Genomic DNA, 21,191 nt, shown 5'->3' with positions numbered 1-21,191 from the left:
AGGCACTTATCTGTCGGGCTATTGGTCGCCTGGCTGGCAACCGGTGCTACCCACGGTTTCGCAGAGGAAAAGGACGCAAAGGAAATGCAGAGTATTCAGTTTCGCAAGATCATCGACCTCAGTCACGTCATCTCCCCTTCCATACCGCTTTGGCCACACGACCCTCCCGTCAACTTCAATGTCGTGGCCACCCAGGAAAAGGACGGCTACTACCTGCGTAGCTTCAGCATGGGCGAACACAGTGCCACCCATATGAATGCACCTAACAGCTTTCACGTCGAGGGCGTTGGGATCGATGCCTACACACCACAGTCGCTGGTACGCCCGGCCGTGGTGATCGATGTACGAGCACAGGCCAAGGCTAATCCCGACTATGTGATCAGCATCCAGGACATCAAGAACTGGGAACACGCCCATGGGCCTATCGCCCGGGATTCCATCGTGCTGCTCTACACCGGCTGGCAGGCATTCTGGAACGATCCAAAGCGTTTTTTCAACGCCGATGACCAGGGTGGCCTGCACTTCCCCGGACTCGGGAGCGACACCGCCACCTTCCTGGTTGACGAACGCCACATCGCGGGCGTTGGGACTGATACCCATGGTGCCGATCCAGGCCAGGACACGGTATACGCCACCAATAGCCAAGTCCTGGCGAAAAACGGCATCATCCTGGAGTGCCTGACCAACCTCGACCAGTTACCGCCCAAGGGCACCACACTGGTGATCGGCATCCTGCGGCTCCACGAGGGTTCCGGTTCCCCTGCCTCGGTAATGGCATTCGCCCCCTGACCTCGAGTCGGGATCACTCGGCTACCGGGGCGCAGGTCTGGAATTGCTTGCGGTAGTCCAGCGAACGTCGCAGTACTTCGGTAAAGCCCTGGAAGCAGGCGGGCTTGGTCAGAATATCGTTGGCGCCGGCGCCCCGGAAACGCTCGATCTCGTTGGAGAATGCACTGGCGGTAAAGGCAACGATATAGCACTGTTCCCCCTGTGGCAGTTTCCTGATGCGGCGAATGGCCTCCAGGCCATCCATGCCAGGCAGATTGATATCCATCAGGATGACATCCGGTGTCGACACCCGACAATGGTCGAGCGATTCGAGACCATCGCAGGCAAAATCAGGCGTGTACCCCAGGGTCTGCAACATCGCCATCGCGACCTTCCGGTTCAGTTCGTGGTTCTCCACCAACAAGATATCCAGGGGGTAATGCCTGGCGAACGAGGCGTCGAACCCCACCGTTGGGTGCTCGGCGGCAATGGGTATTTCCAGGTCTGAAAACGGCTCGATTGGTAGCGAGAAAGTAAAAGTCGAGCCAATACCGAACAGGCTGCTGAAAGACAGGATCCCACCCTGGGCTTCGATCAGGTTCTTGCAGATCGACAGGCCGAGCCCGCTGCCGGTGAAACGCTGATTGTTCGCGCCTTCGCACCGGGTAAAGGGCTTGAACAGGCTGCCCTGTCGGTCCATGGGAATACCGACGCCCGTATCACGTATGGAAAAGTTGAGTCGCGTAGGAACCGTGCTGTCACTGAGCGAGACAGACAGCGAGACCTTTCCCGTTTCGGTGAATTTGATCGCATTGCCCAATAGGTTGATCAGCACCTGACGAAGACGGTCGGCATCGGTCTTGATCAGCGAAGGAACATCCGGGAAAACGCTGACCTCAAGAGTGATCGGCTTGTCCTGGATATTCTGGCGGACCAGCTCGACACTCGAGGCGATCAAGATTCGTAACTCGAATACACGGGGCCGCAAGTCCATTTTCCCCGACTCGATCTTCGCCAGGTCGAGAATGTCGTCGATCAACGCCAGCAACGTCTCCCCGCTGGTCTGGATCGTGGTCAGCAGGTCACTTTGTACCGGGTTCAGTGCCGTGGCGGACAGTAGCTCGGTGGCACCGATAACGCCATACATGGGCGTGCGGATTTCATGGCTCATGGTCGCCAGAAACTGGCTTTTCAGGCGGTCGGCTTCTTCGGCGCAGATCTTTGCCTGTTTCAATACCTGCTCATTGACTTGCAGCTGGCGAAGGTGGGTTCGCATGCGCACCGAATCGATGACAAACAGGAGACTGAGAGAGAGAAAGACCAGGATCGCCAGCACGAGATGGTGCAGGGAGTCCTGATTGAGTGCGTGGTAGTAGTCAGCCAGGGTAATTTCCGCGCCGGCGACATAAGGAGTGCCGTCCGCGGATTTCATGGGAACAAAGACAGCACGGAAATCACCCCAGTGGTCCGTGTAATCGATCCAGCTCGGTGTTGTCAGATCGAAACTGTCGAGCAGGGCCTGGCTTGCATCGGGATAAGGATCGAAGAAGCGGACGAAGTTGCCTTCCTCGACCTCCTGGGTCGAGGCACTGGAACTGACCAGGATGGCCTTTGCTCCCCGCTTGATTACCGTGTAGACAAAGGCTGTGCCCATCGACTCGTTGAAACGGGACAGTTTGCGGATGGCATCCAGATCTTCGGCTTCGGACTTTGAATGCTTGTCGACCAGCGCATCGTGGTACTGGTCGCCGAGAATGGCGGCAGCGCCCAGAGCCGCATGCAACAGTTTGTTGTTGATGCCCTCGATCAGGATACGTTGGGCCTGGTCGTGCAGGTAGTAGATGTAACCACTGACCCCGACGATATAGACCAGCAGCAGAACGCCAATTTTTCGCCTGATCTTGAACATGCGTTACGGCCTCCATTGCCGTCGGTCCCCGAGCGTCTAGACCGCGACCCGGGCATCCATCGCCGCAGAGGATAAGTCATGCACCCCAGGAACACAATTCGCCAGTCCTGACAGACCTCCACAGTGTTTTCATGGCAAACGCATTGATTACAGCCCATTACAGCAGACTTGCAACCCAACCATTACGCTGCCGTCCAGGCATACAGAGCTGAAGAACACTACCGGCCAAGAAAGGAGTAGCCAAAACTCACAATCTTGGCATCTTCTCCATACCCGCCCAAGAACGAAACGCCAACCGGCAAGTTGCCCTTGATGGTGCCTGCGGGAACCGTTATCTCAGGAAATCCCGTGGCGGAGGCAATGTACGATGATGCATAAGTATCCGCAGATGCGCAGACGTAGCTCTCATCCGCCACACCATGAACCACCGAAGCCGGGCAATTGATGGTTGCGAAAAGCAAACTATCCACCTGGTTCTTCTTCATGATGTCCAACAGTTGCACACGCAATTGCGGGATCTTTCTCGACAGAATCGAAATATACGCTGGCGAATCGGTACTATCGGTTTTCAATACCCGTTCCAGCCCGGCGAGCCGTGCCGGATTCATGCCATGCGGACCGTTGTGCGCCTGATTTTTCCTGGCAAGGTCTAGGAAACCCTCCAGTGTCCGCGGCTGATTGGCATTGAGGGTTGCCAGGTAGCGCTCAAATTGCGGCTTGAATTCGCTCTCTCCAACCGGCCCCAGCACACCGCTCCAAAGGGTTTCAAATACCTTAGGAAGGGTGATGGAGACCACACGAGCACCCCGCTCGCCAAGTGTTTCCTGCGCCCTCTGGAAAACCTCATCCACCTCGGCGTTGGCGCCTTTGAAATTCGTGACCACGCCAATGACCTTGCCTTTCAGTGAGGATTGGTTCAGCGCTTGCACGAACTGTATGTGCTCTGAAGCAAGATCAAGGGTCGCCGAATCGCTTTTGTCCTGTCCCTTGATCACATCCAGCACAATGGCCTGATCCTGCACGCTGCCGGTAATCACACCCGCGGTATCGAACGTGAGGGAAAGCGGAATAATGCCGCTCCGGCTGATCAGCCCCAGCGAAGGTCGAAAACCCACCGTACCGGTGACACTGGCCGGTGCGCGAATCGACCCGCTCGTGTCCGAGCCCAGCGCGAAGGGGGCAAATGCCGCTGCCACCGCGGCGGCAGAGCCGCTGCTGGAGCCGGAAGCATCGCGCCGGGTGTTTTTCGGATTCAGCGTCTGACCGCCAAACGAGCTGTAGCCAAACCAGCCAAAGGACGCAGCCAATTCCGATAGGTTGGTCTTGCCGAGAAGAATCGCTTGCCCCTCGATCAGTGTCTTGATAGTGAAAGCATCCTGGCTCGGCACCGAGGAACGCAGCACGAAGGACCCACCAGAGGTGACCATCCCGGCGGTGTCAAAGTTGTCCTTCACCACGAACGGAATGCCGGCCAGCGCCGGGTACTTGGCAGTGGGGTTTTTCGCCCGTTGAGCATCCCACTTACGGGCTTGTGCGATGGCGTGTTCGTTGAGGGTCACCAGCGCATTGATGTTTTGCCCTTGGTGATTATTCGCTTGAATATTATCCAGATAATGCTGGACCAATTGCTCGGAACTCAGGGTGCCGCTATTCAATGCATGACGCATATCGGCGAGTGTCATACGGTCGATACCGTCATTCGCCTGAACACTTGCCGCTAATAGTAACAACCAGTACGTCATAAATTTTTTATTCAGCTGCATGGGTAACTTCCCTAATAAATACAGACGAACGGAATACGCTCACATCTCAAGCAGCCGGATTGAGCATCACAACTAAGCAGGCTAAAAAGATGCCGCAAATCTACGGCCAGGGCGCAGTGACGAGTTCTAGCCCGTCATGGCCAGGAACAGCAACGCAGCTCACTTGTGGCACCGAAATTGACTGACAGAACCAACTACACAGGCCACTAGAGCAACTGATTTTTTTGCAAAAACTCCCTGGACACACTCTCGATAGACTCACGACCGACGTCGACCCGAGAATTGAGGCCGGCAATAGTGTCGTCGTCCAGCTTGGACGACAACGCGTTGAGCAACTCGGCTATCTTCGGATTGGCTTTAAACACTTCAGTGCGAATCACCGGTGTCAGCGCGTAGCTGGGGAAAAAACCTCTATCGTCTTTCAGCAACACAAAGCCGAAGGCCGGAATCCGCCCATCCGTCGACAGGACCAATGCCAGATCGACCTGACCGTCTCTGAGCGCCTGATAGGTCAAGCCGCCGTCCATGCGGACAATGTTCCTACGTTCGAATTCAAACTTGTAGGTCTCCTGCAAAGGACGCAAACCATCAGGCCGGGAAAAGAATTCAGCATTGGAGGCAAATTTATAGGACTTGCCTGTTGCGATCTTCTGCGCAAGATCACTGATCGAGACAATGCCATCCTTCTGCGCCTCTTCCTTGCGCATGGCGAAAGCGTAAGTATTGTTGGCCCTGGAAGGGTTCAACCAGGTGATGCCTTTTTGCGCATCAAGCTCGCTGATTTTCCGGTACGTTTCCTCGGCGTTGAGCTTGTCGCTGACTTTATTGTAAGTAGTCAGCGAAGTGCCGGTGTATTCCCAATATACATCGACCTGACCATTCTCTTGCGCCGCGCGCAACACCGAAGAGCCCAGATCCGGGCGTTTATCGACCCGGTAGCCATTGGCGCGCAGGAGTTGAGCGGTCATCTCGGCGACCAATTGCTGCTCGGTAAACTTCTTGCCGCCGACCACAATCGGGCTGTTGGCGCAAGCGCCGACCACCACACCAAAAGCCAGGCTCAGGGTAAAAATCAGAGTGGCTAGCATTCGATAAATCATCATGCACCTCCTATTATTGGTTTTTGTCGCTGGTCTTCAGGTTCATTCTCGCCCGGCCAACCTCAAGCCCCGTGACACTGCGATGGTTTGAATCAAACCGCAGCCCAGATCGACCGCAACCGCCAACAACGCGGTCGCCCCGGCACCGGCCAGCATCATGCCGAAGTCGTTCAAGTCGATCCCAGTAAAAATCAACTCGCCCAATCCGCCGCCGCCGACCAGGAAGGCCAGCGGCGCGGTACCGACGTTGATCGCCAGCGCCGTGCGGATACCTGCGAAAATCACGCTCATCGCGTTCGGAATTTCAACTTTCCACAGCGTCTCCCGTGGCGTCATGCCCATCGCCTCGGCGGCTTCGAGTAGATGCTGCGGCACTGCGCGCAAACCTTCATAAGTGTTGACTGCCACGGGCAACAACGTCGCGACAAACAAGCCGATGATAGCCGCGCCGCTGCCGACACCCATCAGACTCATGGCCAATGCCAGCAACGCGAGCTTGGGGATTGCCTGCCCTACGTTAAGCACCTGTAGGCTGGCCATGGCGTAACGCTGGTTCGCCGGACGGCTCATCCAGACACCTAACGGCAGCGCAATGAGCAGCGCCAGGACGCCACTGACCGCAACGATCTGCAGATGCTGGAGCGTCAGGTAGCTGATGTCGTCCCAGTAGAACTGCAACCCTTTCCACAATCCGGTAAGTAAATCAGGCATCGTCAGTGCACCACCGGCGTAATATTTTCGACAAGTCGCGCCAGGATGTCGGCTTGATGGACATAACCGATAAAGCACCCGTCGCTGTCGTTGCAAAGTGCCCAGTCCTGGCCGCGACCCAGCAATTGCGAAAGCACCTGGCGCAAGTCATCCGCAGGTTTGACGATCAGGAGCGAGTGTGAAACGCCGCTGTTGCCACCTACGATCTGCATGTGCTCCCGTGGCGGGACCTTGCTGGCCACGTCAGCCGCACACAGCAGACACAGGCGTTTGATGATCCGGTCGCCGCCCATGAAGTTAGCCACGAACTCGCTGTTGGGCCGGGCCAGCAGATCATCGGAACTGCCGAACTGCTCGATTTTGCCGTTGTGGAACAGGGCGACACAGTCCGCCATCTTCACAGCCTCGTCTATATCGTGACTGACAAAGAGCACTGTTTTTCCGACTTGGCGCTGGATGCGCATGAACTCGTCCTGGATCCCGTCGCGATTGATGGGATCGATCGCACCAAAGGGCTCATCCATCAACATGACAGGTGGGTCCGCAGCCAGGGCTCGGGCGACTCCCACTCGCTGCTGTTGACCGCCCGAAAGCTCGCAGGGGTATCGTTTCAGAAACTGGGATGGATCCAGTGCCACAACTTCCAATAATTGCGCGGCTCGTCGACGGCTTTTGGTTTTATCCCAGCCCAATAGATTAGGTACGACGCAGATATTTTCTTCTACGGTCATGTTCGGGAACAACCCGACCTGCTGGATCACATAGCCGATCGATCGTTTGAGGGTGACGCTATCGAGTTCGGACGTATCTCGACCATTGATTCTGATGGTGCCGGACGTCGGGGTGATCAACCGGTTAATCATTTTCAACGTCGTGGTCTTGCCGCAGCCCGATGGCCCGAGCAGCACGCAAATCTGCCCTTCTTCGACATTGAATGAGACATCTTCTACGGCAGTGATTGAGCCAAATTTCTTGCTTAAATTTTCGATCCGGATCACGTTGTGGCTTCCTTCATTCGACCAGCGGCCATGTTGTTCTGGTTCAGGCCTTTTGGCGTCAGGATGCGCTGCAGGGCATACAGCGCATAGTCGGCCGCCACGGCAATGACGCTGATAACGATGGCTCCGGCCAATAGCTGGCGGGTATCGGATTGGGCGATGCCGCGAATGATCAGACTTCCCAGGCCGCCCGCGCCGATATAGGCCGCGATGGCCGCGATGCCGATGTTGATGACGGTCGCCATCCTGACTCCCGCCATGATGAGAGGAATCGCAATAGGCAGCTCAACCTTGCGCAGCCTTTGCCAGGTCGACATTCCCATCCCGATCGCCGCCTCGCGCAGGGCAGGGTCAATGTTAGAGATCGCGGTGGTGGTGTTGCGAATGATCGGCAACTGCGAATAGAGAAAGAGCGCAATGACTGCCGGCACTACGCCGATTCCATAGCCAATCAACGACAACGCTGGAATCATCAGCCCGAACAGCGCGGCAGAGGGAATCGTCATCAGCACGGCGGCAAAGGCCAGGACCCAACGGCGAACTCTAGCCTGTTGGGATATCGCGACCCCAACAGGCACACCGGTCAGAATTGCCAATCCCACCGCAACCGCCACGATGAAAAGATGCTGTCCGAGTAACAGGCTGATCAGTCCAGCGTTTTCCAGAATGAAACTCATGGTTTCCATGGGTGTTATGCCTTCTTATATATAATTTTTGTTTTTTGCCAGCGGCCCATCTGAAAGTGAACGGCGGACTTTTTAAGTCACCTTACCTCGTTCCGAACGGAGCTTGAGCCTTGAGTTCGACGATCTCTATCAAAAAATCGACATAACGAAGCCCATCTACGTACAGCGCCAAAGGAAAGGGGCGGTCATGAAAGCAAGGATCGAAGATTGCCGATTAACCAAAGGCCGCCGGAGCGTATCAGCATCCGGATCAAGTCATTAGCTTGCTATGCGGTTTTGTAGGACGAATCGGTTCAGGAGGTGTTCGAGAAATTGCGCCTGCGGGCGACATCGCCAAGCGCTTGCAATCAAGAATGGGCACCATCAAATTTCCGCCGTTCTTCCCCTGGCGTGCATCCCCACACCCGGCGGTAAGCGGCGCCCAGATGAGACGCCGAAACGAACCCGCAACTGTAGGCAATAGAAACAATGGGCTGGGTGCTTTCACGCAGTAATCGACGGGCCTCGCTAAGTCTGAGTTCAAGATAGAATTTTTTGGGTGTCATACCGAAATGCTGATGCCACAATCGCTCCAATTGCCGATGCGACAGATTGCATCTGTCTGCGATCTCCTCGATACCCACGATGCTCTCCAGATTATTCTCCATAACCGCAATGGCAACCGTCAGCCGTTTATCGTGAACCCCGAATCGCCACTGTATCGACATCCGCTGATGTTCTTCCGGGGCTCTTATCCTGGCGTGCAAGAATTGCTCCGCGACGCTGGCGGCGAGCTGGCTACCATAATCAAGCGCGATTTGCGCAAGCATCAGATCAATCGCCGCTGTCCCTCCTCCACATGTCCAGCGATTGCCATGGTTGACATACAGGTCCCTGGTGACTTCGATGGTGGGAAATTCCTCGGAGAATTGAGCGATGCACTCCCAATGCAAAGTGCAGCGCTTACCTTCCAGTAATCCGGCGCGAGCGAGAATGAAAGTGCCGGTACTCAATGCACCGACGGTTTTCCCTCGCGCCGCCGCACGCTGCAGAAACCGTATCATCCTGGGTGGTTTCTGGTGCTCGATGTCCAGGCTCGCCAGCACAAAAATGCGATCAACCTCAGGGGCTTGTTCGATCGACAGGGTCTGAATTTCGATGCCACTGCTGGAGCTGACCGCCCCTCCCGACTCCGTAAGGAGGGTCCACTCATAAAGCGCCTTACCGGACAGCCGGTTCGCGGCGCGCAGAGGCTCGCTGGCGCCCGCCAGTGCCATCATGGAAAACTGAGGGAGAATGAGCAGTCCAATTCGCTTGGTTGTGTCGCTGTATACAGGCATCGCCGACTCACGGGGGCTTGTCATCGCCGATCCTTTAAGAGGGTCCAGCCGTTCAAGTGAACAGCTCGGGCCACTCAGGGAAGTGGCTGTGGATCCACCATGTTAGGGGTTGGGCGCGCATTCAGCCAGATTGAATCGTTGCGACAGTGAACGAGCCATGCACAGCATCACCACAGATCAGAATGAGGGGAGCAATACACCTCATAATGCCGGAGATCGCTACGAGACAACGGTGCCCGAAGTCTCGCAGGAGAATGTCGAGTGGATCAACCGCGCGCGCGAATGGCCTCGTCGATGCGCTGGATCATTGACTTGAACACAGGGCTGTCGACTTGATTTTGCTGACCATGTTGCATGTGCGAAATGATCAGCGCGCTCGGGCCAGCATCACCCGGGTAGTTCTGGTGCAGGCGCACCGACTCCGAGGGCCTGTGTAGGGTGTTATCGGCACCGTGGATGATCAGCGCGGGCGGAAAGCCTGTTGCCCCCTTGATCGACTGCTCCGGGTCATACGTCATATAGGACGTGTAGGACTTCGCGGTCACATAGGTGCAGCCCGGCCAACGATCCGCGCCTCCCGCTTCGGTGTAGCCGCCCAGTTGCTGATCAACATATGCCTGGGTTTCAGGGTCCAGCGGATAGTAGCCGAGGCGCGTTGCGTCAGTGCCGGTATCGAACGGAGGAATCGGCGCGTCGTCCGCGAGCCGCCGGATGGCGGCATCAGCCGCGTCTTTGTCTGCGCGCAAGGTCTGCAACTCGCGCAGGTTGGTGTAACTCATTGGCACCCAAAAACGAATCTGTTCCCCCCCTGCCGCCGCCAGTTCGGCCACTGCACCGAGGCTTGCCACAGAGCCCATCGCCCACGATGCGATCACCGGCATCTCACCGAAGGTCGTGCGCGCCCACTCAATGGCACCTAGTACTTCGTCTTTCTGGTCTTCGAGAATGACGTTAGTGATGATCTTGCCATCCGCCTCAAACGTATTGCGGATGTGCTTATTGGAGAAAAAGCCTGCCACATCGTAGGTCATGACGCGATAACCTCGAGCTGCCAGGGCGCGACTGAACAGTTGGCCATACATCGTCACGCCCCCCGTGAAGCCAGAGTTGAAGATGACCGGTGGCAATTTTTGCGACGCAGCGCCGAGTTGTTCCGGCTGAAATAAGCTGCCTTTGAGGCTTAGGGTTGCGTCGCCATACTTAACGGTAAAGTTGATTTCTTTTGTCGTAATGTTCGTCATCGTTAGATATCTCGAGGTAAAAGCGTGGGCGTAGATCAACTTATCAATTGGCAAGAAGCTGCTTGGAGCAGTTGGCCAACAGGAATATGGGTTTGTGCGGACACCTGTTGTGCAACCGCATCGACAAAGTGAAAGGCTTTGGCTAAATCAAATAGTTGGGCATAGCGCACACCCTTGTTGTCCGTTCCAACATGCGGTGAATCGGTGGCTTCCAGCAGAATCTTGTCGGCACCGACAATTCGGGCAATCTGTATCACATAACCGGCAGTCTCCACTGGATCGGTGGAGGTGCGATAACCTGGGCCTTTGAACCAGACGTTGCCGCGCCTGCTCGCTTCGCTGAGTAATGCGCTATACGCCGGCTCATCAGGCCCGCGTTCCCGGTGGCAACTGCCCAGATGATCAATGACGACGCGCAGATGAGTGGGGAGTTGGCGCAGTACGCGCAAGTTTGTCTCGGCCTCTTTGGCGTACACATGCAGATGCTGGTGTGGTAGCAAGCGAGCGTAGAACGCCGACCATGGCTCATCACTAAAGCTCGTATCGGAAACAGTTTCGGGCTTCGCATCGTGCAGAACGATTCGAGCACCGATAATCTGCGGATGAGCCAGACGCTCCGATGTGGCGTAGGCTGGATCCGCCTTGATTGTTCCTACAAGCCGGATACCTCCGTAGCGGCTGGGGTTGGCAGCTTGAAGGCCCTGTAGTTCAACAAAAGAAGTGAACACATTTTCCGAATCCGGGAGGATGCTTAGATGCACATTGTTAATCAGCCTCGGGGCAATTCCGGCAGTGATAAGTTTATCCAGATAAGTTGTAAGTGGATGCGGCTTCGGTAACGCATAGGGCAGCATGCCAGAAACTCGGTGAAGGTCTTTCGAGGTGTAAAGATGAACATGACTATCAATTCTTGTTGTCGAAGGCAGCATGATTATTGTTTCCTGCTTTTATGCGAAAACAATAATCGGCAGCGGCGCTTCGGCGCTCCCGCCAACTCGACGGGTAATATCAAAATTTCGCCATGAACGATTTGCCGGACATGACGGAGCTTTAGACCAACAGCCGCCTTCTTAAGTCATGCTTGGTCAACCGATGGCGGGATTTTGTTGTGATCTGGAAATAAAAAACCACTCGTTCATTGAAGGATCGAGTGGTTTTTTGCTGAGCGGTCGAGCTTAGCCTAGTATCTCGCTGGCTACCTGGTCGATCGCGCTTTTGGTGATATCGACGATCAGATCGGCCTCCTCCTCGGTCAGGACCAACGGTGGTGCAAAACCGAGAATATCGCCATGGGGCATCGCTCGGGCAATCATGCCGCGTTCAAGGCAAGCTGCCGATATTTTCGGACCCACCTTCAATGCCGCATCGAAGGGTGTGCGTTGTTCACGATCGGCCATGAACTCGATCGCGGCCAGCATTCCGGCGCCGCGCACTTCGCCCACCAGTGGATGCCCTTCCAGGGTTTCACGCATCCGCCGATTCAGGTAACCGCCGACTTTGGCGGCGTTGGCCGTGAGGTTTTCCCGCTCCAGAATATCGAGGTTGGCCAAGGCCGCCGCCGCGCAGATCGGATGCCCGGAGTACGTCCAACCATGCCCCATGGCACCTTGGGATTCGGAAGCCTTGTCGATCACCTCCCAGACTTTTTCACCGACGATCACCGCCGACAATGGCGCATAGGCACTGGTCAACCCTTTGGCCGTGGTGATCAGGTCCGGGCGCATACCATAATGCTGGCTGCCCATCTTCGAGCCCAATCGACCAAAGGCGCAGACCACTTCGTCGGCGATCAGCAACACGTCGTATTTATTCAGCACCGCTTGCATCGCAGCCCAGTAACCGGTCGGTGGAACGACGATGCCGCCGGTGCCCATCAGCGGCTCGCCGATAAACGCCGCCACGGTATCCGGTCCTTCGGCGAGGATCATTTTTTCCAGCTCATCGGCACAATAACCCACGAATGCGGCTTCATCCATGCCGGTCGGCGCTTTGCGATACCAGTGCGGGCACACGGTGTGCTTGACCCCTTCGGCCGGCAGGTCGAAATGCTGATGAAAGCTCGGCAGGCCAGTCAAGCTGCCGGTCATGATTCCCGAACCGTGGTAGCCGCGATCACGGGAGATGATTTTTTTCTTCTGCGGGCGACCCAACACGTTGTTGTAGTAGCGCACCAGTTTGATCTGGGTTTCGTTGGCGTCGGAACCGGAAAGCCCGTAATAGACCTTCTTCATGCCCTCGGGCGCCCAGTCGATGATGCGGCTCGATAGCTCGATGATCGCTTCGGTCGAGTGACCGACATAGGTGTGGTAGTACGCCAGTTCTTTGGCTTGCTTATAAATTGCATCGGCAACTTCGGTGCGCCCGTAACCAATGTTCACGCAATACAACCCGGCGAAGGCGTCGATGAATTCACGACCTTCGTGGTCGCGGATACGGATGCCCGATGCGCTCTTGATGATGCGCCCCTTGAGCGCGCCGCTGGCGTGGTCATGGGCGTGGGTCGATGGGTGCATGAAGTGCGCACGGTCTTGTTCGAATAGCGAGTCGAGTGCTTGGCTCATGGCGGATCTCCTCAGAATTGGCCTTGATGGTGCAGGCAAAAATATTTGGTTTCGACAAAGGCTTCGAAGCCCTCGGCGGCGCCCTCGCGGCCCAGCCCCGAGGCTTTCATGCCACCGAACGGAATCGGATGGCCGGTGAATTTGACGCCGTTGACGGCGATCATGGCGTGGTCGAGACGGCGAATCAGTGGGTAGATCAAATCCAGGCGGTTAGAACAGAGGTAGGCAGCCAGACCGTATTCGGTGTCGTTGGCCCATTCGATGGCTTGCTCAAGGGTGTCGAAAGGCATGACCCCCGCGATCGGCGCGAAATTCTCTTCGCGATAGATGCGCATTTGCGGCGTGACATCGGCCAACACCGTCGGTTGATAAAACAACCCGCCGAGGGCATGGGCCTCGCCACCGACCAGACGTTGCGCACCGTGTTGCAAGGCGTCTTCGACGCGTTCGGCGGTGGCATCGAATGCGGCCTGATGCATCAACGGTCCAATGTCGACGCTTTGCTCCTGATCGCCCACCAGCGCCGGGCCAACCCGCAGTTCACGCACCGCCGCGGCGAAGCGGTTGAGGAACGCCGGGTAGATCGAGCGTTGAACCATGATTCGGTTGGCCGCGCAGCAGTCCTGGCCGGAGGTCTGGAACTTAGCCGCCACCGCGACTTTTACCGCCAGCTCCAGATCGGCATCGGCGCAAACAATGAAGGGCGCATTGCCGCCCAGCTCCAGCGAGACCTTCTTCACATCCTGAGCGGCCGCTTGCAGCACCAACTTGCCGACGCGGGTCGAGCCGGTGAAACTGACCGAGCGCACGCGGCTGTCCTGAACCAGAGTTTGCATGGTCATCTGCGGTTCGCCCAGCACCACGTTGAACACGCCGGCTGGGAAGCCGGCCTCTTCCGCCAGTTGCGCCAGGGCCAATGCCGAAAAAGGCGTTTCATGGGCCGGTTTGATCACCACCGTGCAACCGGCGGCCAGTGCCGCGGCGGCTTTGCGGGTGATCATTGCCGAGGGGAAATTCCACGGTGTCAGCAGCGCACAGACGCCGACCGGTTCCTTGAGGGTGCCCAAATGCGCGCCGGGGATATGACTGGGGATGTTCTGCCCATAAAGGCGTCGCGCCTCTTCGGCGAACCACGGAATGAAACTGGCGGCGTAGGCGATCTCGCCGCGTGACTCAGCCAGGGGTTTGCCTTGTTCCAGGCTCAGGATGCGCGCCAGGTCTTCCTGATGTTCCAGGATCAACGCTGCCCAGCGCCGCAGAGTCGTCCCACGGCTATCGAGGCTTTGCTCACGCCAGGTCGCAAACGCCCGGTGTGCGGCATCCACGGCGACGACGATCTGAGGTTGATCGAGCATCGGCACATGGCCGATCAACTTGCCATCGGCCGGGTTGTGCACGGCGACGCTGTGGCCGCTGTCACTGTGGACCCAATGCCCATCTACGTAGCAAAGCGCTTTGAACAACAGCGGATGTTTGTATGTCATGAGGTTCGCTCCAAACCGTGTGCGTGAGTCCATGCTAGGGCAGCGCGGCGCGGGTGATTTGGCGTTTGGCGGGATGCAGCAAGCGGTTTTTTCTGATTGAGCACCGACAAACAGCGGCTTTTTGCGGTGAGGGTCAGGCCAGCTCAGCCGGCAACGCTCCGGCGGTCTTGATAGTCTTGGTCACGATATAGGTGAAGTAACGTTCGATGCCTAGATCATCGAGCAACAACTGGTCAATAAACCGCTGGTAATAGTCGATGTCCGGCGCCTGAATCATCGCCAGGTAATCGATGCCCCCTCCGGTGGCATAACAGAACGCTACCTCGGCGGCCTCGTTCATGCGTTGCTCGAAACGCCGCATGTCCTGGGCGGTGTGCCGAGCCAGGGTGATTTCCACCAACACCTGCTGGCTCTTGAACACCGCGTTCCAGTCGATCTGTGCCCGGTAGCCCTTGACCAGTCCAAGCGCCTCCAGCTTACGCACCCGCTCCCACGCCGGAGTCACCGAGAGATTGATCGCCTCGGCCAGGCTCGACTTGGTGATCCGAGCGTCTTCGGCGAGGATTCGCAGGATTTTCAGGTCATAGCGATCAAGTTTGTGCATGGGTCCGATACGCTCCTGAAATGGAGGGAGAAATCCTGGGAGCGAGCCTGCTCGCACTGGCGGTATTGAGTCACATCAATGATGAATATAACGCCACAATCGCTAGCAGGGCTCACTTGCGCGGGTTGGGGTCAGGTCAATACATCGGCAATGACCGCAATGGTATCGCCGCACTGCACCATGCCGGGGAAATGGCGCGCCGCCAACAGGCCGCTGCGAGACGCACGATACTCCATCGGCGCGACGCCGCTGCGAGTAGCGTCGTAAACGCGAGCGACAACCTCGCCCTTGCTCACGTTGTCGCCTAGATCGCGGCACATTTCCAGCAAACCAGCGTGTTCGCTGGTGACAAAGCAATGGGCATCGGGCATGTCGAGCATGATTGACTTCCGGGTCTGGATCTCGCCCTGGAGAATCCCCGCATGCACCAACAGATTGCGCACCCCGCGCTCGGCAATCGCCACGCTACGCGCCGTGGAGGAACCACCGCCACCCAGTTCGGTGGTGATAAACACCTTGCCTTGGCGCTCGGCGGCGGTGTCGTACATCGACCCGGCATCCAGTTCCAGCATACGCATGCTGTAAGGCGCATTGAAAGCGCGCATGCCGGCTTCGCAGAGCGCCTGCTGCTTCTTGTCGGGCAACACATGACACGCCGCAAAAGGCAGGAAATCCAGGGTTCGGCCACCGGAATGAATGTCCAGCACGATGTCGGCCATGGGCAACAAAATCCGATTGAAGTAATCGGCGATTTTCTCGGTCACGGTGCCGTTCGGCTTACCGGGGAAACTGCGATTGAGATTGCCCTTGTCGATCGGCGAGGTGCGCCGCCCCGCATGGAACGCCGGGGTGTTCATGAACGGCACGATAATCACCCGTCCGGTGACTTCGCCAGCCGTCAGGCTTTGCGCCAGTTTGCTCAGCGCCACCGGACCTTCGTATTCATCACCGTGATTACCGCCGGTGAACAGCGCCGTCGGCCCTCGGCCGCACTTAATCACGGTGATCGGAATCATCACCGAGCCCCAGGCCGAGTCGTCCCGGGAATACGGCAGTTTGAGAAAACCGTGCTGCACGCCTTCGCGGGTAAAATCCACGGTGGCATTGATCGGATTATCAAGTAATTGGCTCATGATTCACTCCTTCACGAACAGTTGACGTGGCACGTCGCACAGCGTCTCGACTCCCGTCTCGGTGATCAAAATGCTCTCGGTGATTTCCAGTCCCCAGTCATCCATCCACAAGCCTGGCATGAAGTGGAACGTCATGCCAGGTTGCAACACGCTGGTGTCACCGGGGCGCAGGCTCATGGTGCGCTCGCCCCAGTCCGGCGGATAACTGATTCCGATAGGGTAGCCGCAACGGCTGTCCTTGTGGATGCCAAACTTTTCCAACACTTTGAAAAACGCCACGGCGATGTCGCCAGTGGTGTTGCCCGGCTTCGCCGCGTCCAATCCTGCGGCGATGCCTTCGACTACAGCTTTTTCGCCGTCGAGGAAATGCTGTGGCGGCTTGCCCAAGTAGATGGTTCGCGATAGCGGACAGTGATAACGCTTGTAGCAACCGGCAATCTCGAAAAAAGTCCCGGCGCCTTTTTCGAAGGGTGTATCGTCCCAGGTCAGGTGCGGCGCGCTGGCGTCGGCCCCCGTGGGCAATAGCGGCACGATGGCCGGGTAATCGCCACCATACCCATCGGCGCCGAGAATGCCGCTGCTGTAGATTTCAGCCACCAGTTCATTTTTGCGCAGGCCCGGCTCGATCCGCTCAAAGATGCGCCGGTGCATGTTTTCGACGATGCGTGCGGCAATGCGCATGTAGGCGATTTCCTGGGGCGACTTGATTGCCCGCTGCCAGTTCACCAACCCGACCGCGTCGACCAGGGTAGCCCTCGGCAGGTGCTTTTTCAGCGACAAGTACGCGGCGGCGCTAAAGTAATAGTTATCCATTTCCACGCCGATGGTCAGCGCGTCCCAACCCCGGCGACTGATGACTTCCCGTGACAGGTAATCCATCGGATGGCGTTCTCGGGACTGTACGTAGATATCCGGGTAACCAACGATGTTGTCGTGCCCCATGAACACTGTGCGCTTGGCGCCATTGGCGTCCTGTCCACGACCAAACCAGACCGGCTCGCCGTCGAGCGCCAACAACACACATTGATGAACATAAAACGACCAACCGTCATAACCGGTCAGCCACGCCATGTTCGACGGGTCGGTTACCAGTAACAAATCGATGCCCTGGGCCTGCATGGCCGCTCGAACCTTGGCCAGACGCAGGGCGTACTCCTCCCGCTGGAACGGGAGATTGACAACTATCTGAGACATGCACAGACCCTCCGAGAAATGCTGCACGGATAAAAAAATGGCTTAGCTGCCAAACTGAAAACCCTTGCCGGTCGAGCGCGCACGCTCGAAGGCCAGATTGGCCATGGCGGTGTCTTGGGCGCCGGTGCCGGTGAGGTCGCACAGGGTCACTTGTGCCTCGTCGATACGGCCGGGACGCTGGCCTGCCAGTACCTGCCCCAGTTCCACCAGGCTCGCTTCGTCGGCCATGACGCCGGCCACCAAGGCGTGATGCAACTCGCCGAGGATGCGCGTCTGACTCAGGCGATCGGCCACATAGCGGTCGACCTTGGCCAAGGCCTGGGGGGAGATTTCGTTTTTGTGTTCGGCGTCCGAGCCCATGGCGGTGATATGCAAGCCAGGATGCAGGTGGCGCGCCTCGATCAAGGGCTCACGACTGGGGGTGCAGGTGATCGCAATGTCCACACCGGCCATGGTCTCGTCGATGGTCACGCAAGGTACGACCGCCAGACGGCTGTCACGCGCCAGCTCGGTGCTAAAGGCTTGAGCCTTGGCGCTGTCACGCGCCCAAACCCGCACCGTTGCAATCGGCCGCACCAGCCGCAACGCCTGAAGCTGCAAAGCCGCCTGCTCGCCGGCACCGATCAACGCCACACAGCGACTGTCGGCCCGCGACAGCGCACGCGCGGCCACCGCGCCCGCCGCCGCCGTGCGCACGGCGGTCAGGTAACCGTTATCCAGCAGCAAGGCCTCCAGCACACCGGTACGTGCCGACAACAGCATCATCATGCCGTTGAGGCTTGGCAGCCCGAGTTTCGGATTGTCGAAAAAACCCGGACTGACCTTGATCGCAAAGCGCTCCAGACCCGGCAGGTACGCGGTCTTCACATCCACTTCGCCATTGTGTTCGGGGATGTCCAAACGCAGGATCGGCGGCATCGCCACCGCCGCCGTGGCCAGCAGCACGAAGGCCTGTTCGATGGCATCGATGCTGGGTAAATCCAGCGCCACGCAGGCGCGCAGATCCGCTTCGCTCAATAGAATGATTTCACTCATCAACGCAGCTCCAGTCAGACGGTTATTGTTTGGGTTCAGGCATCGGCGCCCGTCAGGACACGTAAATGCTGATCGATGTCGACGTTACGGCCACTGACCACCACCACGATCGGTCCGCGTGGCTCGATCAGTCCGTCAAGCAATGCGGCGATGCCCACCGCCGCCGCGCCTTCCACTACCAGTCGTTCTTCGCGATAGGCATGGCGGATGGCATTGGCGATGGAGGCTTCGCTGAGTAGATGCAGGTGATCACAGCGGTCGCGGGTCATGCTGAAGGTGTAACGGTTGTCCAGGCCGATGCCGCCACCCAGCGAATCGGCCAGGGTCGGCAGCTCCTCGACTGCCACCGGATGCCCGACCGCGAGGCTGGCGTGCATGGCCGCACCGCGTTGCATGCTGATGCCGTGAGTGACGATGAGCGGGCTGGCGCTTTTGATCGCCAGCGCCACACCGGCAAACAGCCCGCCGCCGGACAACGGCACGAGGATTTGCGCCACGTCCGGCTGCTGCTCGAGAATTTCCAGCCCCAGCGTGCCCTGTCCGGCGATGATGGCCGGGTGATCGAACGGCGGCAGCAATGTCGCGCCTTGCTCGCTGGCGATCCGCTCGGCTTCACGCTGAGCATCGTCCTGGGACTGGCCGACGATGCACACCTCGGCTCCCAGATCGCGAATGGCCTGGACCTTGTTCGCGGGCACCAGGTGCGACAGGCAGATGGTCGCCTTCACGCCCTGCCGGAACGCGGCATACGCCAATGCTCGACCGTGATTGCCGGTCGATGCCGCCACCACGCCCCGGGTCTGTTGTTCGACGCAGAGTTGTGCGACAGCGTTGCTCGCACCGCGCAATTTGAAACTGCCGGTGAGTTGCTGGGATTCGAGTTTGAGGTACACCGCCACGCCCAATCGCTGCGAAAGGCTGGGCGAATATTCCATGGGAGTGCGCCGGATCAACGATTCGATGCGCTGGCGAGCGAGGTAAACATCCTGTAGCTGCAACGTTGACATGACCGCGTCCCGACTATGCTGTGGTTGGGCGCAGTCTAAGAGGACTGGATTGTCACAATGAATGTACTAGGGCAATTTAACCGACAAACTTTCTTGCGGACTTTTCTCTCTCAAAAGTCATGGATTTGCGGGTACTGACTGAATATCTCGCGCATGCCAATCAGCGCATCGCACATCTCCTCGTCGCTGCATTCGGCACCGACACAAATCCGCACCGCCCTTGACCGAGGCGTGCCACGCACGGTGAACGGGTCCGGCGAGGCAACGGCAATATGCCGGTGACGCAAGGCCCGCACCAGGCTGTCGACCTCCCAATGCCGGGGAATACCCACCCATGCATTCAACGCATGAGGGTGATGGCCGAGCAGGTGTTCGCCCAAGTACTCGCTGACCATAGCCTGACGACCGGCCAACAGTTTGCGCTGTAAACGCACGAGCGTGTCACCACGACCGTCGCGAATCCAGCGCGCCGCGATCTCGGAGACCATGGGCGTGGCCATCCAGCTATTGACCCGCAAGATGCTCTCGGTGCGCAGCGCCAGACGCTTGGGCATCACCAGATAACCGATGCGCAGACCGGTCAGCACTGACTTGGTCATGCTGGTGCAATAGAACGACAGCTCCGGCAGGTAATGGCTGATGGGCGGCGCGCGATGCTCATCCAGCAACGGCCCGTAGACATCGTCCTCGATGATGTGTACGCCGAAACGCCGGGCGATGTCGGCAATCTCCCGACGACGACTGTCAGGCATCAGGCTGGTGGTCGGGTTGTTCAGATTAGGCGTGCACACCAGCGCGGTGATGCGCTCATTGCTGCACATGTCTTCGAAATGTTCCGGGTCAATGCCATAACGGTCCATCTCCAGGCCTTTGAGGGTGAATCCCAACACCTGCGAGTTACCGATGACGCCATGGTCGGTGACCCCTTCGCAGAGCACCACATCATCAGGCCCCGCCAGAGACGCCAGCGCCAGGAAGATGCCATGAGCCGCACCGTTGGTAATCAGAATGTCATCACGCTCCACTCGCAGTCCTTGTCGGCCAATCCAGTGCATGGCCTCTTCGCGGTGCGACTCGAAACCGGCAATCGGGCGAAATGCATGAATCCATGGCTGATCCTCCTCCGTGCTGAGCTCGCGGCAGGTGTCACGCCAGAACTGGTCGTGCTCGCGGGTGTGTAGGATCCGCGCGATAGAAAAATCCACCAGGGCCCGTTCGGGGCTATCGAGAATATAGGTAGCCACACGATCGCTCATGCGCCGCGAAACAAAACTGCCACGCCCGACCTCACAACGCACCAGGCCCTGACGCTCCAGTTCCTTATAGGCATTGGTGACCGTCTGCACGCTGATACGCATGGCTTCGGCAACATTACGCTGTGGTGGCAGGCGTTGATCGTTGACGAGGACGCCCTGCTCGATATCGTCGGCAATCGCCTGCACCAGAATCTTGTATTTAGATTCGCCGCTGCGGGCGATTTCCAATGCCGCTTTCCACTTGTCCATCAGCGCTAAGTCCCGGTCTGTGCTCGTCGGGACAGCATCCCGCTAGAATCCCTGCAAAGCAATTGTCCTAGTGCAATACAATGAGACTCAGAGCTTTTGTATGCTCAGGTCAAGGTCGACGCCCAGGCTATTATTCAAGCCCACAAAAAAGCCCATCGACCTGTATCGGAACT

At 57.8% G+C, this 21,191-nt stretch carries 18 protein-coding genes; 1 reads left to right on the top strand and 17 read right to left on the bottom strand.

Annotation, left to right across the window (positions count from 1 at the left end; all coding sequences use genetic code 11):
- Window positions 1-84: 84 nt before the first annotated feature.
- Window positions 85-789: a cyclase family protein gene (locus tag AWM79_RS14585; RefSeq protein ID WP_017132416.1), complete on the top strand. Its 705-nt coding sequence runs from the start codon at window positions 85-87 to the stop codon at window positions 787-789.
- A 13-nt stretch (window positions 790-802) separates the two neighbouring features.
- Here AWM79_RS14585 and AWM79_RS14580 read toward each other — a convergent pair whose 3' ends face one another.
- The 17 genes from AWM79_RS14580 to ehuR form a co-directional block, all read right to left on the bottom strand.
- A complete protein-coding gene (locus AWM79_RS14580; RefSeq protein ID WP_017132415.1) occupies window positions 803-2,677 on the bottom strand; it encodes an ATP-binding protein in 1,875 nt (624 codons plus the stop codon).
- Between the two features lie 218 nt (window positions 2,678-2,895).
- On the bottom strand, window positions 2,896-4,440 hold the full coding sequence (locus tag AWM79_RS14575) for an amidase family protein (RefSeq protein WP_017132414.1): 1,545 nt from the start codon (window positions 4,438-4,440) through the stop codon (window positions 2,896-2,898).
- Between the two features lie 206 nt (window positions 4,441-4,646).
- Window positions 4,647-5,486, bottom strand: coding sequence for a glycine betaine ABC transporter substrate-binding protein (locus AWM79_RS14570; protein WP_244159561.1), 840 nt, complete (start codon window positions 5,484-5,486; stop codon window positions 4,647-4,649).
- Between the two features lie 96 nt (window positions 5,487-5,582).
- Window positions 5,583-6,251 (bottom strand): ABC transporter permease, encoded by a 669-nt coding sequence (locus AWM79_RS14565; RefSeq protein ID WP_026013225.1) that lies wholly within the window; start codon window positions 6,249-6,251, stop codon window positions 5,583-5,585.
- 2 nt (window positions 6,252-6,253) lie between these two features.
- Entirely contained in the window at window positions 6,254-7,249 is a 996-nt protein-coding gene (locus tag AWM79_RS14560; RefSeq protein ID WP_060783133.1) for an ABC transporter ATP-binding protein, read from the bottom strand.
- Window positions 7,246-7,935: an ABC transporter permease gene (locus AWM79_RS14555; RefSeq protein ID WP_060783132.1), complete on the bottom strand. Its 690-nt coding sequence runs from the start codon at window positions 7,933-7,935 to the stop codon at window positions 7,246-7,248. The genes AWM79_RS14560 and AWM79_RS14555 overlap by 4 nt, the downstream gene beginning before the upstream one ends.
- A 347-nt stretch (window positions 7,936-8,282) precedes the next feature.
- Window positions 8,283-9,278: a GlxA family transcriptional regulator gene (locus AWM79_RS14550; RefSeq protein WP_017132409.1), complete on the bottom strand. Its 996-nt coding sequence runs from the start codon at window positions 9,276-9,278 to the stop codon at window positions 8,283-8,285.
- A 242-nt stretch (window positions 9,279-9,520) separates the two neighbouring features.
- Window positions 9,521-10,495, bottom strand: coding sequence for an alpha/beta fold hydrolase (locus AWM79_RS14545; protein WP_017132408.1), 975 nt, complete (start codon window positions 10,493-10,495; stop codon window positions 9,521-9,523).
- Window positions 10,496-10,530: 35 nt separating this feature from the next.
- A complete protein-coding gene (locus AWM79_RS14540) occupies window positions 10,531-11,424 on the bottom strand; it encodes an amidohydrolase family protein (RefSeq protein WP_026013224.1) in 894 nt (297 codons plus the stop codon).
- A gap of 246 nt (window positions 11,425-11,670) precedes the next feature.
- The gene (locus tag AWM79_RS14535; protein WP_017132406.1) at window positions 11,671-13,056 is read right to left on the bottom strand and encodes an aspartate aminotransferase family protein; all 1,386 of its coding nucleotides are present in this window, start codon (window positions 13,054-13,056) and stop codon (window positions 11,671-11,673) included.
- 11 nt (window positions 13,057-13,067) lie between these two features.
- Window positions 13,068-14,540 (bottom strand): NAD-dependent succinate-semialdehyde dehydrogenase, encoded by a 1,473-nt coding sequence (locus AWM79_RS14530; protein WP_060783131.1) that lies wholly within the window; start codon window positions 14,538-14,540, stop codon window positions 13,068-13,070.
- Window positions 14,541-14,673: 133 nt separating this feature from the next.
- Window positions 14,674-15,144, bottom strand: a complete 471-nt coding sequence (locus tag AWM79_RS14525) for an Lrp/AsnC family transcriptional regulator (protein WP_017132404.1) — start codon at window positions 15,142-15,144, stop codon at window positions 14,674-14,676.
- A gap of 131 nt (window positions 15,145-15,275) precedes the next feature.
- Complete coding sequence (doeB, locus tag AWM79_RS14520) at window positions 15,276-16,277, bottom strand: N(2)-acetyl-L-2,4-diaminobutanoate deacetylase DoeB (RefSeq protein WP_017132403.1); 1,002 nt, start codon at window positions 16,275-16,277, stop codon at window positions 15,276-15,278.
- Window positions 16,278-16,280: 3 nt separating this feature from the next.
- Window positions 16,281-17,471, bottom strand: coding sequence for an ectoine hydrolase DoeA (gene doeA, locus AWM79_RS14515; protein ID WP_060783130.1), 1,191 nt, complete (start codon window positions 17,469-17,471; stop codon window positions 16,281-16,283).
- Between the two features lie 42 nt (window positions 17,472-17,513).
- Window positions 17,514-18,506 carry an ectoine utilization protein EutC gene (gene eutC, locus AWM79_RS14510; RefSeq protein ID WP_060783129.1) on the bottom strand — a complete coding sequence of 331 codons (993 nt, stop codon included), beginning with the start codon at window positions 18,504-18,506 and terminating at the stop codon, window positions 17,514-17,516.
- A 35-nt stretch (window positions 18,507-18,541) separates the two neighbouring features.
- Complete coding sequence (gene eutB, locus AWM79_RS14505) at window positions 18,542-19,513, bottom strand: hydroxyectoine utilization dehydratase EutB (RefSeq protein ID WP_060783128.1); 972 nt, start codon at window positions 19,511-19,513, stop codon at window positions 18,542-18,544.
- Window positions 19,514-19,623: 110 nt separating this feature from the next.
- A complete protein-coding gene (ehuR, locus tag AWM79_RS14500) occupies window positions 19,624-21,018 on the bottom strand; it encodes a MocR-like ectoine utilization transcription factor EhuR (protein ID WP_060783127.1) in 1,395 nt (464 codons plus the stop codon).
- Between the last annotated feature and the right edge of the window lie 173 nt (window positions 21,019-21,191).

The organism is Pseudomonas agarici, from assembly GCF_001543125.1.
In the GTDB taxonomy this organism is placed as follows: domain Bacteria; phylum Pseudomonadota; class Gammaproteobacteria; order Pseudomonadales; family Pseudomonadaceae; genus Aquipseudomonas; species Aquipseudomonas agarici.
This window is presented reverse-complemented; position numbering and strand designations above follow the sequence as displayed.